Here is a 15,574-nt window from a genome sequence, read left to right as displayed (position 1 = left end):
GTGAAGGTTTGGTCATCTCTGCAATTGAGATGACCGATTGATTAAGGTGAATTATTCACCTGCTGTGGTTTTGAGACTGCTAAACCCGCTGATTTCGATGTACTGGGCGCTGATACCGTCCATCATCAGGTTTTGACGACGGCGATCGCTTGCCCCCTGTTCGGCAAGTTGAGATAGCATCAGGTTAGTTTGTTGGGCATCGTGCCGTGTTTGCAGTCCGTCAATGCGAGATTGACCCAACATTGAGACAATTTGCGAGTTTTGGGCAGCAATGACCTTGAGGATGTTTTGTGAAGCATCCATTGGTTGTGCAGATTCTGCGAGTTCTTTGGCCTCAGCCACAGTTTGTTCAGTTGCTTCTATCTCATTTTTGGTACGTTCCTGACCGACTTCCCCTAAGACGCTGGCGATCGTGGCGCGGGTGGTTTCTCTCTCCAGTTCGTTAGCTGCACCTACAGCACCTTCAACTGTGTTACTTTCATTCCAGTTACCCTTTTCCTTGAGCTGCTCTTTGAGCTTTTCGGCTGAATTTACTGGGTCTGGCATATCCATACTGCCAGTCTGAATAGCAGTTTTAGCTTCGCTTTTCATCCCACCCCATTCATTAGCTGCTGCGGTGAGTTCGTTTTTGGTTTCCTCAAAATAGTTATTGAATTTGCCTAAAACCTTGAAAAAATCGTCAATTGAAAAGGCATAACTGGGTGCTGTACCAAGTAAAGTAACCAGACCAATGATTGACCCGATTATTGCCCCTTTCTTACTAAACTTGAACTTTGGTTTCATACTTTTGGTGGATAAAATAACTAATGTGGCAATTAAATAAAGTTAAGCCACTTTTTTATGATTTATTGATTCTTCTTTTTCTCAGTCCCGATTATTTGTTAGTTTGTCTTATATAATTTATGCTGGCTTTAATTGCTGATTGTTATTTTTATCCAGTAAATGTTGTGCTTCTTGGCTTAACTCATCTCCGCGAAGTGTCTGTATGTATGCCTCAGAAAATCTCACCATACCCAGCATTGGATTATCGGCATATTTATTGAGGAAGAGAGTGCGTAATTCTTGCTCATTCGGGTTATTTGCTACTGCTGCAAGTAAACAATAAGCAGGGTAATATCTACAGAAAGTAAGTTTGCCATTATCGTCAAGTAACCACTGTGAGTAGATACTTTCGCGTTTTGGAAAGAATGCTTCGGTACTATTGCGTGAGATAATTTCATAAGGGTATTTAAACCTGTTAACAAATGGGTCAACAGCTGATGTTTGAATCCGACCGATAAGGCGGGTCGTGATGTTAGCAAATATTTTGGAGGCAGATTTACTTTGGAAAATACTTTCTGGTTCTTGGGCAGATAAAATTACACGTATACCTGCTTTCGCACCGTTGGCGCAGAGTCTACCAATTAGCTCGGCTATGCTGTCAAAACTGAATAAAATCGGCGCTTCATCTAAGAAAAATATTGATACTTTAGATGATAAAGCTCTACGTAATGCTGCGGAATAGGCGCTAAGGGCAAGGACTGCTGCATCAGCTTCACTCCCAAGCGATCGCAGTGCGAATACAAGCAATCGAGCATCAGTTTTAAAGCTAGATGGATTGGCGATTGATTGTCCAACTCGTGAGTTCAGCCAAAACTTTAATCGCAATCTGATTTGGTCAAGAGCATCAAGAATTTCTTTACTATTATTGGTGATTGAATCAAGTTTGATAAACCCAGGCGAACAATAATTATAGAAATCCTTAAGTGTTGGAATATCTGCCCATTCAGGTGTTCCTAATCCATTTTCTAGTGCTAGCTTATACCGCAGCTTGATATCCTCATCGTTGTAGAAAGTTTCAATTGTGATTGTAATGATACTCTCGATATTTGATATCATTGTCGGACTTACCCCGACAGGATTTGTCCCAAGTACCATTATCATTAATGTAGATTTCAAGAATTCCTTGAAATCAGTCATCCTTTCCTTAATAAGTTCAGGTTCATACCCCCTTAAATCTGGTAATTCAAATAGGTTGTTCGATTCTTTAGTAATATCGAAATATGCCCCTTCTTCTCCCATAAATTTGGTATAGTCGGTAAACGTGCTAGTACCATCGGGTTTGGGATAATCAAGTGCAATTACGGGAATGTCTTGAGCCAAGGCAGGTGTTAATAGACCTGCTACTAAGACAGATTTACCTGCACGGGTAGTACCGAAAATAGCGAGATTTTTGTGCTGCTTGTACAAGTCGAGATGTACTGGAGTTCCTCCCTCTTCAGCAATTAGCTCAAACCCGGATTTATCTCCCGTAGCTGTTCTGACTATCGGCATGAGTCCGGGAACTTCTGATGAGAAATAGGGGAGGCGACGGTTAAAGGGTCTTGTAAGTAGATTTTCCCAGACAACAGGTACACATTGTAACCATGTTTTCCAGGCATACTCGATTTCTCTATCAACTACGGCAGGTCGTAAGAAACAGCTAGAAAGGTATTGGCAAGCCTCATCAAGTTTTTGACGACTGTGACGATGAACACAAAAAACAACAGCAGTATGGATGGGCAAACTGCCTCTGAGGATAGTTTCTTGTGCCTTAACTGCCTCCTCGATGTTCATATTAGCTTTTACGTCAATTGACCCTTTCTCAGAAGACATCGCGCTGGAGGTAATTGACTGTTTGGTAATTCGTTGCAGAGCAGTTTTGGCGAGTCCCTGGTTAGCTTTAGATAGCTGGCAGATAATCTCAGTGTCAGAGATTTTTTCTTTGGATATGACTTCCCAGAGGTATCGAAGCTGGGCGTATTCGTCTACCCACCCTTGGGGCTTTTCGCTAAATTGCAGGACACCGATATACTTGTCTTGTAGTCTTACCCAGCTGCGATCGAGAAACGGGACAGATTTCTCATTCTCCAGCATCAGGTGGCGAATATGGAAATCGCTGGTTTGAACTTCTCGAAGCCCCTCTTCATCTAATATGACAGGATTGGGAACTTTGGGTGCGTCGCTACGGTTAAATTGACTCCAAAGAATCGACCATACTTCCTCACTTGTGACTGCTCGCACTGAAAGCCCCATTGAGTTAGTAAAAAGTTGTTCCCACCGTTGAAACCCAGAGGTAAAACTATCCCGTAAAATTGTTTCGATTCGTTCTTGCCGAACACCGTGAATTTGTCCAGTAAATTGGAACCAGGCATTTTGCAATTGTTTGATAGTTTTTTCAATCGCATCATTTGAGCGACTGTCTTCAGAAGCAAGGACGCTATAGGTACACCAGAAACGTAAAAACTTATTTTTACGGGTTCCTGCTTCAGTGAGTTCTCTTGCTCGCAGACGTTCCGATCGCACTAATAAAGTTAATTGCTCTAGATCGCATTTATCCTCTATCTTTTTTAGTTCCTGCTGCCGGAGAAAATCATCAGTGAACGAACCAAGGTGAATTGTTAAGGTTTCTCGTTCGGGAAGTTCTTTGAGTCCGCCTTCAATATTTTCAAAAATGGGGAGAATCTGTTCTTCGGGCAAGGACGGGTGAATTCCTTGTACGTCAAAGCAGAACTTGATTTGAATATCCTCTTTTTTCTGGAGAATAAGTGCGCCGATATCTCTACGACCAGCAAGCGAGATACTTGCAATCCCGGCTAAATGGGTAATATCCTCAAACGGTGTCAGATTTTTGACAACACCTAATTGTTCGGTATCGAGAGATTTTTTACCAATTTTGTGCTTTATTTTCGTTGAGGTGGTCGAACTCATAGCCTGTAGTTTCGTTCGGTGATATTTATTAATTGAGAAGCTTTATCTGCGTTTTTTCAGCTGGCGCTTTTTCTTGGGTTGAGGTTGTAGAGGATTAACGAGGGAGACAAAAGGTTTGTAACCACGGGTGATGCGGGGTGTGCCGACAAACTTACCGAAAAAGGCTTTGTTGGAACTTACTGTCCACCAGGTTGCCCATCCCCAGGCGGTTACAATTCCGGTTGCAAGCCAGGAAGCTTGCATAAAACCCTTGACTACCATGTAGGAGATGAGAGCGATCGCACTCCAGGGAACAATTTGGTCGGCGGGGAATGGCCCAAGGCGTGGCTGTTCTCCTAATACGCGGTTGACAGTACGAAATTCGCGTTCTCTGGCCATTATGACGAAAGACGAAAGTCAGTTTTTGAAATCTTGATGAGTGGCACTTGTGGAATTGTGCCACTCGTGGTGGCTTTTTTGACGAGTGACGTATCAGCCTGTTACCAGTCCTGCAAGCAAGTCTCCGACTACAACTGTGAGGGCAACGATAATTGGTGTACGGGCGATCGTTTGCCAATCTTCGTCGTTTCTGGCTGCTTGAACAACCCTAATAAGACCAATACCAAGGTAAATTAGGAACAAACCTCGCAGTACTGCAAATACATATCGAATGATTGTTTCGTCAATACCTTCAAAATATTCTGTGAAGAAGTCCTCTGCGTTTTGCATGAACTGGGCGTTTGCAGGTGCAGTGGCAATGTCCAACATAAATACTACACCTACCAAGCAGAACAGAACAGTATAAATATTGATGCCATACTTGCGCTGCCATTTCTCAAAGTTAGAAAGTAGCAAGTTTGCTTCCTTGGGTAGTAACGCTACGATGCCAGTTCCAAACGCGAGTGATGCCATCACCATGTGGTGGAGTGAGATATCTGCAATCATCAAGCCAGTACCAACTGCCATTAGTCCGGCGATGCTAGCGTTCTCTTTCCAGTTGCGCTTTTTGCGACGGGTGGAAGCGGGGTATCCGTATTCTTCGTGGGAAGGAATGCGATCTGCGCTTCTCTGCGAGACGCTCCGCGAACTCAGCAGCGCTTCGCTATCGCTACCAAAATCAGATTCGTAGTCTGTTTTCATAAAAAGATTATTTCAGAAATTAGTGGATGAAACTTTGTAGAGTAACTAAGGTCGAAACACTGCTTTTTACCAAAGTTTTGATTGGAGTAAATATCTGCTCCAAATTCTCACTTGTGAAATTATTTTATGAGATTAATAACCGTGAAATCATCTAAAAATTTTCTATTTTTAGACACTATGTTTTTCAGTAAATCATCCAGTAAAAACTCAGACAAATTTGCTTGACAACTTCCAACAATTAAATCAGTGGTTTATTTCATAATGTTTGACCCCCGATATAGCCTATATCGGGGGTCAAACATTGATATATGAGGTAGCGTAATTACGGTTGTTTACCGCTAGGTTGTTGTGATGGATCAACTCTCTGCCAACTAATTCTGCGTTTTATTTATGTTGAAATCGAGTTGGATTTTCTTACCTACTTTGAGATTGAGGGTTTTAGTACTGTTAGCAGGTAGTTCAATAACTTGGTTAACAGGATAGATTGAATCGTACTTAGGACAGGTTTTGGTTTTGCAAGGGGGAGCTGCTTCTACAATTGATTTGATAACTCCATCTCGCAGGAATATCATATCTAAAGGAATATACGTATCCTTCATCCAAAGTTTAACTTTTTCAGGTTTGTTGAGGACAAATAACATTCCGTGATTTTCAGGAATCGAATTACGAAATTTGAGTCCGTGGGCATATTCTTTTCTATCGTCTGCTAATTCGAGTTGAACTGTTTGATTGTTACTGGTAAAGGTCGCGCCAATAGGTAAATACTGGGGCTGGCGAGTCCAAAAGTATAGCGGTAGGGGTGAGAGGGCAGCAGTAAAACCAGCAATTGGCCCAACAAATTTGATAAATTTGATGAATTGGTAAAATAGGCTTTTTTCTGAATTTTGTGCTTGTTTAGTTTGAATGTTGGTTTGAGCAGTTTGTCTTGTGACTTCCATAGTTTTAGATAAATAAAGTAATAAAGTGGTTAGAAATGGCAAGCATTATGAACAGTTGAAATGTTTTGGTTACATTTGCTTTTGTCCAAACATGATGAAACTTTGAATTGATTTATGAGGTGTGCTAGCTGAAAATATCAATGTTGCCAACAGCAAATTTGCTTTCGTCTAGAGGACTACTAGGTAAAGCTTGTTGGTCAGCTTTGTTACGCATCGACTCGACTCTATCGGCTTCGCGGATGGCAAGCGGGTTAATCTGACGACGTTCTTCTAGTAATGCCTCGATTGTTAGTTCGAGTGTGGAGAGTTGGCTTTCTGAGTAGGTATCTTCTGTTATGGTTTCGCAGAATATGGTACTAGCGGCGCGTTCAACAATTGTCTGGATTTCTGCACCTACACAGCGATTGGTGGCTTTAAGAATTCTGCGCCACTGTTCCTCACTCCAGGGGTCGTCGCCATTGCGAAAGCGTTCGTCAAACCGGGCAGCGTGCAGTTTGAAGATACTATATCTTTCCCCATTATTGGGCAGGTCTACTTTAAATAAATAGTCAAACCGTCCAGCACGGGTGAGTTCGGGTGGCAGCCATTCCATGCGGTTAACTGACGCGATGACCAGTACATCTGACGTGCGCTCTTGCATCCACGTCAAAAGCTGACCAGCCAGCCGTTTGGCGAGGTCATCATCCCCGGCGAAGCCTTTATCAAAGTCGTCGAAATACAAAATTACTTGGTTGAGCCTATCTGCCAGTCGCAACAAGCGTTTGAGTTTCATTTCTGCTTGGTTGCCAAAACTTCTAAAGTTGCCCCAATCGACCATGATGAGGGGAATACCCATATTCTGGGAACAGGCTTTTGCTGAGTGTGATTTTCCTGTCCCCGGTGGACCCACAAGCATAATTCCCTTGGGTACGCGCAGATTGTATTGTTTGGCACGCGGCGTAAGCAATCGCTTGAACTTTTTGAATGACTGCTGCATGAGTTCTAACCCACCAAGTTCGACTTTTGGTGGAGGTAAGAATTCGATGTCATACAAGCGGTTGAGCAATTGAATTTTTTTTGCTAGTAGAAGCTTTGCTATCTCACTGGAATTTCCTAATTCATGATTTTTTCTAATATCGGTTATGCAAGAAATAATATCAGCAATATACAGACCAGCACTAGCGTTAGCAATTTCTAAATAGTCTTGTTCAGTATAAATTAAAGGAAATAAATTACTGCTAATTAAACTAGCAATTATTTCTTGTGTATCTGGTAATTCTTGACTCCAAAGGGGTATTTCTGCTGCTATTTCGCTTGCTATCTCGGCATTGGCTCCTAGTAATATGGTAGTCTTATCGCTATTATTTGTATGAAATTTTAGATTAACTAGCGACGACTTAATCCATTCTGATAGAAGAATAAATTCAGTATCTTTAGTTATGCTTTCTTTTAACCAAGGAAAAATATTCTCAACGATTAATACTCCAGTGCCAGAATAAACCCTCCAAAAATTGAGTACTTGAAAATAATCTTCTGTATTTTGTTTTATGGAAGGTTTATAGTCGTGAAACTCTTGAAAAATAAGATTATTTTCAGGGCTGAAAACTAATTCTTTAATCCTGTCCTCGCTTAAATTCCATATATAGACTTTTTTACCTACTTGCCGACAGGAAGTAGTAATACGAATGAGGAAGCGGTGACGTTCTTGGAGGGGAGATTCACAGGCGATGATTGGATAATTGTCCGCAAGCAGGTCTTCTAGATACTCAAAGCTAGACTTCATCTTAGTTGCTTGTAGCGTAATCAGAAGCAATCTTATCTAGAAGGGATGCTGTACGATAACTGATAATTTTCTAATTTCTAAATCCAAAAAATTAGAAAAAAGTTGGTTTCTTTTCAGTATTTTGTTGATTGTGTAATGGTGTTATGAATTTAGATAATTGCCAAGAGTTCTGATTTTCCAAGTTTTTCGATTTTTAGTTATGGCCAAAACACCGGAATATCCAATCGTTGTTATTCCAGAGTTAGTTAAAGACAAAAAACAGTTTACCCCTTTAGTTTTTCCGTCTGGGCAAGGAGATGCACCAATTGGGGCAAGTGAGGAACTGTTTGAAAATGTTCTCAAACATTATTTTGGTGAAATTGTTTCTCCTCAGCAGATGATGTTTCCATCAGGGCATCAACTACCATTTACGGCTGATTTTCTGATGGTTGAACCAAATACTGGCTTGCACATCGACTTGGAGGTTGATGAACCTATCTCATTTGCAACTGGGAAGCCTACTCACTGTATTGGCGAGGATGACTATAGAAACAAGTGTTTTGTCGATGCAAACTGGCTGGTTATCCGCTTTGCAGAAGAACAAGTTTCGTCTCAACCAGAACGCTGCGCTCGATTTATTGCTGGTGCGATCGCTCAACTAACGGGCAATGATACTTATCGCCAGAAGCTACTTCATGTAGAGAAAGTTACTCCTATGCGTCAGTGGTCTGCACGTCAAGTTTCCAAATTAAAGAAGAGTGATTACCGCCAAGGCTATCTTGGCCAGAGAAGAAACTAAGGATATAAAAAATATTTAACGTTTGCGATCAGCGGTTGTAGATCCCCTTGCTATCATCAAAAACTTTCTTCAATCCGCTGCATCGCACTTGTTAGGCTCTAAAGTCACAACAACCCCAAAAACTGCCAGATTAATGTGCATCATTTTGTTGTTTTTTCCACTCTTTGAAGTCTCTAACTCTTAACTCAAACTTCTCCTTAAAACCTGCTGGGTCAAAATATTCATACACCATTTCGTTCCCATCATAGAAGAACGAGATTAGAGTAATCCATCTATCAACATCTATATCTCCGTCTACTCGCCACATCTTGATTTTTTTGTAACTACTTTTGTCCGGCAAATATGTTTCAAACCTTCTCTGATAGTCATTTTTTAGATATATCTTAACTGCACCATCTAAATGACGAGTAACTCCTCTATTAGTGTCACGCTCACTATGGATATATCTATTAAAAAGATAATGGTCATACCACTGACCGTTATCTGATATTTCTTCTATTTCAAATGTTTTTATGCCATCTTTATGACTCCAAAAGAACTCGGTTCTATCTAATTTATAGCTATCTTCAAAAAGGGAGTTTTTATTCCTTTTGACAACTGTTAGCCCAGTGTAACTCGGATCGTCTATGCGATCCAGATCGAAAGCAGGTCCATACCAGGTATCAAATTCTAAAACTTGCCCATAATTTTCTTTTGGTAACACTTCGCTATGATGATCAACTGCGATGCGGAAACTATTAGAAAGTTTTTTACTTTCATAATAGGAAATCCACCGACCTAAAAATTTGGAATTTGAGTAAGACAAATATTTTGAACGTAATAAACGATGATATTGAATAATATAACCCTCATACTCTATACCGTAATCATGCATTGTGAATGAATCATCAATAAGTAGAAGATTGTCATCATCTAGCTTTTGCTTAAGTTCTGGAAATTTATTTATAACTGTACTGTTTTCAGTCGTTTCATTCACTATTTTCTTGAAAGAATATTTTCGTCGATGTATTTCTGCTCCGATATAATAAACAGCTACTTTTTTAATATCTATTTCGTCATTAAAATCAATTGAATCAATATCAATATATATATTCATTGCAGCAGGATAGCTTTTTACTAAGCTCTTTCTTTCTTGCTGTGATAAAACCAATAAATCTTCAATAGCTTGATTTACTAGTTCGATTAGTAATTCATTAACGCCGGGTTTCTGAAGACTCCCTCTCTCATAGGAAGGAATATCTCTAGGGTAAATTGAAAAATGTTTACACTTATCAACTAATTCATTTAACTTTTGGCTGTCCAACGCTAATTCATGCATATATCTATCCTCTGAACTTTGTGGCTCTCTGCAATAGAAATATCCATCTCATCAAGTACTGCAAGGTAAGCCTAACTATTTATTATACGGAAACTTTTCGTATAATCTTTTTTTAACCCTAATATATAAAGCATTACAACGAAATCCTGTCTGAATATACGGAAACCTTCTTTTTTACCTACTTATTCGGATATTATACCGAATTTTTCCGTATAACCACCCTTCACGGGAGTATTATATGGATTTTTTCCGTATATCCCTTGGTGTTATCAAGAATTTTTCCGTATAACATCCTTCGTTTCGCCACAGTTTTACTACCCATTTATTCCAAAACGGCTACGACATCCGCACAGTGCAGGAATTACTCGGACACAAGGATGTAAAAACTACGATGATTTATACTCATGTTCTGAATCGGGGCGGTAAGGCTGTGTGTAGTCCCCTTGATTAGAACTACTGGCCTATACCTTAAACAGCAGTCAATAAGACTGCTGTTTAATTTACCAATTTCCCAACTTTTGATAAGTGTTTGTAACCCAGTTATAAATTATGACTCTGCGGTTTAATTTTGCTGCATCAGCGATACAATTAGCTGTTCCTCCCGCTTGCCCATCCCAGATAGCAATCATCATATCGTGGGCATTTTTTATTTGATTAACTATCCATCGATTACGAGCATTTAAACATTTGATTCCTCCAGCTTCTTGATAAGGTAAGTTGGAAATAAATTTGATAGCGTCGCATTGGGATAACAGCCAATGATACTTCTGCTTATCGAGATTATTCCATTTGGCATCTTGGTTAATGCAGTGTACGGCAGCAGTAAGATTTATCTCAATAGGATACTGGTACTTATCTTTTAAGCCTAAGATTATCTCTACTGCTGCTGTATCAACTCCCAAAGCCATACCTGAATAAAACTGGATGCGTTTGTAACCCCACTCAAGGGCGCGATCGCAAGCACGAACAATCATGCCTTCGAGTCGGTTACGCACCTGCTTCCATCCTTCCTCATCAAATTTTTTGTGACTGTTTCCTGTAAATGCCACTTTTAGGGTTGGTTTATCTTCTATGAGGCAATCAACAAACTCTTGGGGCAGCCAGATATTAGGAGGAAGATTGAAATTTGCAATTAGGGAAGCTATCTCTAAGTCGGTGTATCCTGCAAGGTTGCATCCAACCCTGGTTGTTAGGAATTCTAGTTCAGGATGAGTCTTTGCATATTCGACTAGTTTCTCAATTTGGGATTTTATTTGGGGAAGGGGAATTGACCGGATACCCTTATTTAGGTCTTTGGTCACGATCGCCCAGGATTGTCCTTGTCGTCCTTGGGGATTACCGTATTCTGCATTGCAGTACTGTCGCGCAAATAAAGCACTTCCAGCACCATGTCTTCCTTCTGTGTTGCTGCCAAATACAAAAATCTGGTTTTCTGCTAGTTTGGTAATTCTGTCAGGAATAATTTTGTAGGGATGATTATTTGACATTTGGTTCTTTTACCCAAAAGAAGAGATTGGGATATCTGTGATTAAATTTTTTTACTTCTGCTTGAGCAGCAGTTAGGTTATCCCATAATTCCATCTCTCCATAATCACCTTTCATTATTGCTTCTTGTCTAGAATTTGGATGATTGAAAATTATGGGTATTGCGTCTTTACTAGAATTTTTTCTTCGCCAACAAATACAATACTTGTCCATTTTATATAAACTGATAATAGAATTAATTACTATCAGTTTATATTTTTATTATGCTGACTGTTTCATCTGGTTTAAGGCTATTAACATTTCTTCTCGATTGAGATGTCGTTTCTTGCCTGTTTTAGATACTTGAATAGCGTAACTCCATTTTATTCCAGCTTGTGAGCATCTTTTCCTTAACTCTTCAACAGTGATATGTTTGTTTGTAGATCCTTGATTTTTGTTAGATATCCGCAGTTTGGATTTATCAGTTAAATTTTCAATTTTACTTACAGTGGGTTTTATGGATGTATTGCAGTTGCAGTGCTTTTCAAAAGCAATAGATATCTCTAGCAAGAATTGGAAAATGAAGAGAGTAGAAAATCCGTAAATAAGAATGTAGAGAAGCCCTGTTAGTATATACTGTGCTAATTCCATTGTTTTAACTCCTGTTGATATAACTAGTAGCTGGCTATTTAATGAAGCGGTATGCCAGCTTTCTATTTATATCAAAGCGTGAGCTTGTGTAAATTTACTCTGAAGTAAAGGCTTGATAATAAATTAATGGTGTAATAGTAATGAAATATCTTAGGCTTGGTTTGCTTAGATAAAGATGCCACTCTACATATATTTAACAACTGTTCTAATATTATCAACTAACTGTAGTATCATTCCCAAAATAGCTTTCCAGCCAAGTATTATCCCCCAAAATCCGCTAACAAATAGACCCAGTACTGATTTAAGGAAGATAACTCCCCTGTAATTTATCTCGACATTTGATTCGGCTCTGGCATAGATAACACCATCTCCAATTTTATTTTTCAAATTTCTCACTTTTTGTTCTTCTTCTCTAATCTTTCTTTCTTCTTGCACTTTCCAGCCCCAAGGGACAAATCCCAAAATAATCGAAATGGGAAGGTAGAATGGCCAGTTATATATGTAGCCCAGGGAAGCATAGATGATGAAAAAGGTTAGCCCCAAACCAGTACGCCAAACTAAACACCAAATAATAAACAAACTGTTGATAATAGCGTTACGGATAACTATACTTCGATTTTGATGATATGACATTTGAAGGTGGCTCCCGATAGCTAATATTTAATTTTTATTTATGGTGATTGCATACCTGAAGATTAAACTTAGGGCTAGTTTGAATTATAATCTTGATAGTTGGAAATTAGAAAATACATAATCAATTGAAATTACTTATCGAACTACACCAAATAAGGTTAAATTTACAAGTTTATCGTAACATTTTTTGTACTTAGTCTGGTATAGTTACTGTTGCTAAAATTGATATTTACTACTTTACTGAGTATATCTTCACTGACTTTAAATCTAAGCAAAGTTTTGATGATTTTTTTAATAAGTTTAAAATTGAGGTATAGGTTAAAAAAAATAAAAATGATTAAGATTTGACTCTTAACCATTTGATGATATATTTGTAAAATGATGGGATATACCTGTGTTTGATTTACATGGTTGAGGCGTATGCCATTAGTTGTGGTTTTTCTTGTTGCGCCCCTTAGTAGCTGATTGCACCTTAAACCGTACCTGTTTCCCAATAGTTATCTCAGCAACATCGCTAATATCTTTACCAGATTTATAGGCTTCAAGAATTGCCTTATTATTAGCTTGGTACTTAATAACTCTAAATTCATCAGGAAATTCTTGATCGTCTACCTCTACTAGTAAGTTAGCGACTTTGGGTGGGTTATCCCTGATTTCAATAACCCTTTCTTTACCAATATTTTTGTCACTGATTAATCCAATCTCGTGTAGATGTATCAGGGTACGCTTGATTTGTTCAAGTTGAGTTTTACGACGTGAAATTACCCGGTCGTGGAGTTCGGCTACTCGTGCTTTTCTTTCTTCCCAGGTTTCAAGGTCAAGATTTAACTGGTCTACTACCCAGGCGATCGCATCAATTTTGGTTTCGATACCATCTTGAACACCCATAAGTTCTTGTACGAGTTGTTCTACTTTACCTTCTTCGCCTAACTCGCTTGCTTCTTCTATCTGTGACCAGAGTTTAGCAGCATCTAAGCTTAACTCTTTGAGCGTGAGTTGATTGATTTCGCGTTCAATTGCTTGAGTCATAATTTACTTTTTGATATAAAAAACCAGTAGCAGGTAACTGCTACTGCTTGTTGACTAGGAAGAGTTGATGCTTGAAAAGAGATTGAATCTAGTACCCGTACCGCAAGTGATAGTAGTCTGACTTTTCTTGTGCTAATTCTGCTTCGTAGTCGTAATAATCTGCCTCATCTAAAAACAGGCTAACTCGTTGAGCCTGCAATGTAGATTTTGGGGATTTTTGTGCCTTTTTGGGGTTAGACTTTATAACAGTTTTCATCTCTATACAACTTCAATTCATCTAATGAAGTTGCACGTTAGTGCTTGTTATAGTTCTGATGATTAAGGGAGAAAATTAATTTTCCCCTTCTTATAATTATTGGTGATTTCTCTAAATTAAATTCTACAACGTAGAAAATGGTCAAGGTAGAATGGGCGATTACTCCTTTTGAGGAAGAGTTTGAACGTTGGTATCGTCAGACTGGTTATCGAGAGAGGTTTCTGTCAGGATGTTACGAAAAATATTTACCAGTATAGCAAGGAGAAATTTGATAAATTTTTATCAGGTTATGAACTACTTTCATGGCGACTAGCTAAAGATTCATCAATATCTTGACTACAGGTCAACTCTTTTATACCCTCGCTTTTCTCTTCGCTCTTGGAGCTTGTAGTAAGTTATTAACGCGGCTTGATAATCAGGACAATCTAAATCTTTTGACTTGCCAAATCCTCTATATATGGCACTGCCCCAAGTTTTAGTGATCGTCCATTCTCCAAATAGGTTTTGGCAAAGGGTTAAGGTGTAGAATCGCGTATCTCTTTGCCACTTCGATTGAAGCCATTTGTCAAGTTGGTAGGCAATTTTTACAGTCATCTCAACCACGTTTTTGCTGCTGGGAGCAAGAATCTGTCAACACAATAATTTTAATAATTAGGCTCTGCTTGTGCGTTACTGAAGTACCTACTACTCTTGCGGTTGCTCCTTTGATGAATTTGATTTAATTTGATGCAATATTGTTGTTATTATATTAAGTATTTAAGCAGAAAGTTTTTCGGAAAAATTCACCTGCGACATAACTTGTGCGCGTATTGAATTAGCAGCCGTCTCTGCAATTTCTGCTCTATCATAATCAGTAAGAAGTACTGCAAGTAGCGATTTGAGAGCTTCGCGGTTAGATATAAATTCTTCACCATACAAATCATCTTGCAGCAGGGTGGCTTCTAAGTAAGGTAATAGCTCAGGCGCAGGAGATAACAACCGTTCTTTAATGCGTCTCCTTGCAGTCTCTGTTGCTGCTTTTGTACCTACACCTAAATCCCATGTTTCAATTATTAGCCTGATTTCACGGTTAAGTGATACACGCAGCGTTGATAGGCGACCAAATAAAGGAAGGTTAAGCATTAAAGGTGGTAGTGCATTACCCCAATCCAAACCAGCACCAATAGTGCAATTGGCTTCATCTTCGATACGAACAGCCTCATCGAGCCATCCTTCACCAAAAAGTAAATCTATAGCTTCTTGGGTTGTTACTGGCTCGTTCACCTGAGAATTATTATTTTGCTGTTGATGATTCATAAATTTTCACCTGCTCTCCGTCTCAATACACCATACTCAAAGTAAACCAAATTATCGTATTCTTCTTCAGACCCGCAGTTAAACATATTTTGTTTTTCATAAAATCCTACAGACCTTGGTAAAGAATGCAACCCTACTCTACCTTCATACCCAAGCTCAACACTTCTAATTCTGGCAAAATTTAAAAGTGCTTGACCAACACTTTTGAATTGAGGCGGACGCTGAATTTAAATTCGGTTAGTGGGGGCAGTTGCAATACCATCAACATAAACTAGTCTCTTACCAATATTCAACCGGGAACCGTGCATTTGTGTTTCTATTATCATTAATCCTTGAGTTTTGTTTTCGCACTCAACTGCATAACCTTCAAGATTTGCTTGATTAGAAATATATCTTAATTTAAATATCCAGTCCCAGTATTTATCTTCTTGAGTAAATAACCTTAATTTTTCGACCCAATCATTTACATAATCATCAACGTGTCTTTGTCCTAAATCTACCAAATATGCTTCAACAGATGTGTTATCGCTACCTCTTTTTAATTCGATTTTTCGCTGCACCTAAAGCTCCTAGTTATTAACTTATTCTTAAAGCTTATAAC

Annotated in this window: 15 protein-coding genes and 2 pseudogenes; 2 read left to right on the top strand and 15 right to left on the bottom strand. The window is 39.0% G+C overall.

From position 1 onward, the window contains the following. Positions 1 to 51: 51 nt before the first annotated feature. The 6 genes from NCWK1_RS17895 to NCWK1_RS17870 form a co-directional block, all read right to left on the bottom strand. Positions 52 to 783 carry a hypothetical protein gene (locus tag NCWK1_RS17895; protein ID WP_103125646.1) on the bottom strand — a complete coding sequence of 244 codons (732 nt, stop codon included), beginning with the start codon at positions 781 to 783 and terminating at the stop codon, positions 52 to 54. Positions 784 to 900: 117 nt separating this feature from the next. Then, entirely contained in the window at positions 901 to 3,729 is a 2,829-nt protein-coding gene (locus NCWK1_RS17890) for a hypothetical protein (protein ID WP_103125645.1), read from the bottom strand. A gap of 42 nt (positions 3,730 to 3,771) precedes the next feature. Beyond that, positions 3,772 to 4,107, bottom strand: a complete 336-nt coding sequence (locus NCWK1_RS17885; RefSeq protein ID WP_103125644.1) for a hypothetical protein — start codon at positions 4,105 to 4,107, stop codon at positions 3,772 to 3,774. A gap of 93 nt (positions 4,108 to 4,200) precedes the next feature. After that, complete coding sequence (locus NCWK1_RS17880; RefSeq protein WP_103125643.1) at positions 4,201 to 4,848, bottom strand: hypothetical protein; 648 nt, start codon at positions 4,846 to 4,848, stop codon at positions 4,201 to 4,203. Between the two features lie 371 nt (positions 4,849 to 5,219). After that, positions 5,220 to 5,786 carry a DUF192 domain-containing protein gene (locus NCWK1_RS17875; protein ID WP_103125642.1) on the bottom strand — a complete coding sequence of 189 codons (567 nt, stop codon included), beginning with the start codon at positions 5,784 to 5,786 and terminating at the stop codon, positions 5,220 to 5,222. A 124-nt stretch (positions 5,787 to 5,910) separates the two neighbouring features. Further along, on the bottom strand, positions 5,911 to 7,548 hold the full coding sequence (locus NCWK1_RS17870) for an ATP-binding protein (protein WP_103125641.1): 1,638 nt from the start codon (positions 7,546 to 7,548) through the stop codon (positions 5,911 to 5,913). A 199-nt stretch (positions 7,549 to 7,747) separates the two neighbouring features. Here NCWK1_RS17870 and NCWK1_RS17865 point away from each other — a divergent pair, with 199 nt between their 5' ends. After that, complete coding sequence (locus NCWK1_RS17865) at positions 7,748 to 8,326, top strand: hypothetical protein (protein ID WP_103125640.1); 579 nt, start codon at positions 7,748 to 7,750, stop codon at positions 8,324 to 8,326. A 130-nt stretch (positions 8,327 to 8,456) separates the two neighbouring features. Here NCWK1_RS17865 and NCWK1_RS17860 read toward each other — a convergent pair whose 3' ends face one another. Beyond that, positions 8,457 to 9,644 carry a hypothetical protein gene (locus NCWK1_RS17860; RefSeq protein WP_103125639.1) on the bottom strand — a complete coding sequence of 396 codons (1,188 nt, stop codon included), beginning with the start codon at positions 9,642 to 9,644 and terminating at the stop codon, positions 8,457 to 8,459. Positions 9,645 to 9,951: 307 nt separating this feature from the next. On the opposite strand from NCWK1_RS17860, the pseudogene NCWK1_RS17855 reads away from it, so the two are divergent. Beyond that, positions 9,952 to 10,095 (top strand): annotated as a pseudogene (locus tag NCWK1_RS17855) (tyrosine-type recombinase/integrase); the annotation flags it as partial. Between the two features lie 49 nt (positions 10,096 to 10,144). Here NCWK1_RS17855 and NCWK1_RS17850 read toward each other — a convergent pair. The 8 genes and pseudogenes from NCWK1_RS17850 to NCWK1_RS17815 all read right to left on the bottom strand — a co-directional run bounded on the left by NCWK1_RS17850 (position 10,145) and on the right by NCWK1_RS17815 (position 15,533). Then, positions 10,145 to 11,131, bottom strand: a complete 987-nt coding sequence (locus NCWK1_RS17850; protein ID WP_103125638.1) for an A1S_2505 family phage non-structural protein — start codon at positions 11,129 to 11,131, stop codon at positions 10,145 to 10,147. After that, the gene (locus NCWK1_RS30445) at positions 11,121 to 11,246 is read right to left on the bottom strand and encodes a hypothetical protein (RefSeq protein ID WP_281259136.1); all 126 of its coding nucleotides are present in this window, start codon (positions 11,244 to 11,246) and stop codon (positions 11,121 to 11,123) included. The genes NCWK1_RS17850 and NCWK1_RS30445 overlap by 11 nt, the downstream gene beginning before the upstream one ends. Positions 11,247 to 11,390: 144 nt before the next feature. Beyond that, complete coding sequence (locus tag NCWK1_RS17840) at positions 11,391 to 11,759, bottom strand: hypothetical protein (protein ID WP_103125636.1); 369 nt, start codon at positions 11,757 to 11,759, stop codon at positions 11,391 to 11,393. A gap of 183 nt (positions 11,760 to 11,942) precedes the next feature. Next, positions 11,943 to 12,392 carry a hypothetical protein gene (locus tag NCWK1_RS17835; RefSeq protein ID WP_103125635.1) on the bottom strand — a complete coding sequence of 150 codons (450 nt, stop codon included), beginning with the start codon at positions 12,390 to 12,392 and terminating at the stop codon, positions 11,943 to 11,945. Between the two features lie 426 nt (positions 12,393 to 12,818). After that, complete coding sequence (locus NCWK1_RS17830) at positions 12,819 to 13,421, bottom strand: siphovirus Gp157 family protein (RefSeq protein WP_103125634.1); 603 nt, start codon at positions 13,419 to 13,421, stop codon at positions 12,819 to 12,821. 88 nt (positions 13,422 to 13,509) lie between these two features. Further along, positions 13,510 to 13,677, bottom strand: coding sequence for a hypothetical protein (locus tag NCWK1_RS29635; protein ID WP_187308174.1), 168 nt, complete (start codon positions 13,675 to 13,677; stop codon positions 13,510 to 13,512). Between the two features lie 756 nt (positions 13,678 to 14,433). Next, positions 14,434 to 14,973, bottom strand: coding sequence for a hypothetical protein (locus NCWK1_RS17820; protein ID WP_103125633.1), 540 nt, complete (start codon positions 14,971 to 14,973; stop codon positions 14,434 to 14,436). Further along, positions 14,970 to 15,533: pseudogene (locus NCWK1_RS17815) on the bottom strand (GNAT family N-acetyltransferase). The gene NCWK1_RS17820 and the pseudogene NCWK1_RS17815 overlap by 4 nt, the downstream one beginning before the upstream one ends. Positions 15,534 to 15,574: the final 41 nt, after the last annotated feature.

The organism is Nostoc cycadae WK-1 (assembly GCF_002897135.1).
In the GTDB taxonomy this organism is placed as follows: Bacteria; Cyanobacteriota; Cyanobacteriia; order Cyanobacteriales; family Nostocaceae; genus Nostoc_B.
The sequence above is the reverse complement of the archived record's forward strand: the minus strand, read 5'-3'. Positions and strand labels throughout refer to the sequence as shown.

Coding starts and splice junctions, on each gene's coding strand:
- NCWK1_RS17895 (WP_103125646.1), bottom strand. CDS start 783: ATGAAACCAAAGTTCAAGTTTAGTAAGAAAGGGGCAATAATCGGGTCA.
- NCWK1_RS17890 (WP_103125645.1), bottom strand. CDS start 3,729: ATGAGTTCGACCACCTCAACGAAAATAAAGCACAAAATTGGTAAAAAA.
- NCWK1_RS17885 (WP_103125644.1), bottom strand. CDS start 4,107: ATGGCCAGAGAACGCGAATTTCGTACTGTCAACCGCGTATTAGGAGAA.
- NCWK1_RS17880 (WP_103125643.1), bottom strand. CDS start 4,848: ATGAAAACAGACTACGAATCTGATTTTGGTAGCGATAGCGAAGCGCTG.
- NCWK1_RS17875 (WP_103125642.1), bottom strand. CDS start 5,786: ATGGAAGTCACAAGACAAACTGCTCAAACCAACATTCAAACTAAACAA.
- NCWK1_RS17870 (WP_103125641.1), bottom strand. CDS start 7,548: ATGAAGTCTAGCTTTGAGTATCTAGAAGACCTGCTTGCGGACAATTAT.
- NCWK1_RS17865 (WP_103125640.1), top strand. CDS start 7,748: ATGGCCAAAACACCGGAATATCCAATCGTTGTTATTCCAGAGTTAGTT.
- NCWK1_RS17860 (WP_103125639.1), bottom strand. CDS start 9,644: ATGCATGAATTAGCGTTGGACAGCCAAAAGTTAAATGAATTAGTTGAT.
- NCWK1_RS17850 (WP_103125638.1), bottom strand. CDS start 11,131: ATGTCAAATAATCATCCCTACAAAATTATTCCTGACAGAATTACCAAA.
- NCWK1_RS30445 (WP_281259136.1), bottom strand. CDS start 11,246: ATGAAAGGTGATTATGGAGAGATGGAATTATGGGATAACCTAACTGCT.
- NCWK1_RS17840 (WP_103125636.1), bottom strand. CDS start 11,759: ATGGAATTAGCACAGTATATACTAACAGGGCTTCTCTACATTCTTATT.
- NCWK1_RS17835 (WP_103125635.1), bottom strand. CDS start 12,392: ATGTCATATCATCAAAATCGAAGTATAGTTATCCGTAACGCTATTATC.
- NCWK1_RS17830 (WP_103125634.1), bottom strand. CDS start 13,421: ATGACTCAAGCAATTGAACGCGAAATCAATCAACTCACGCTCAAAGAG.
- NCWK1_RS29635 (WP_187308174.1), bottom strand. CDS start 13,677: ATGAAAACTGTTATAAAGTCTAACCCCAAAAAGGCACAAAAATCCCCA.
- NCWK1_RS17820 (WP_103125633.1), bottom strand. CDS start 14,973: ATGAATCATCAACAGCAAAATAATAATTCTCAGGTGAACGAGCCAGTA.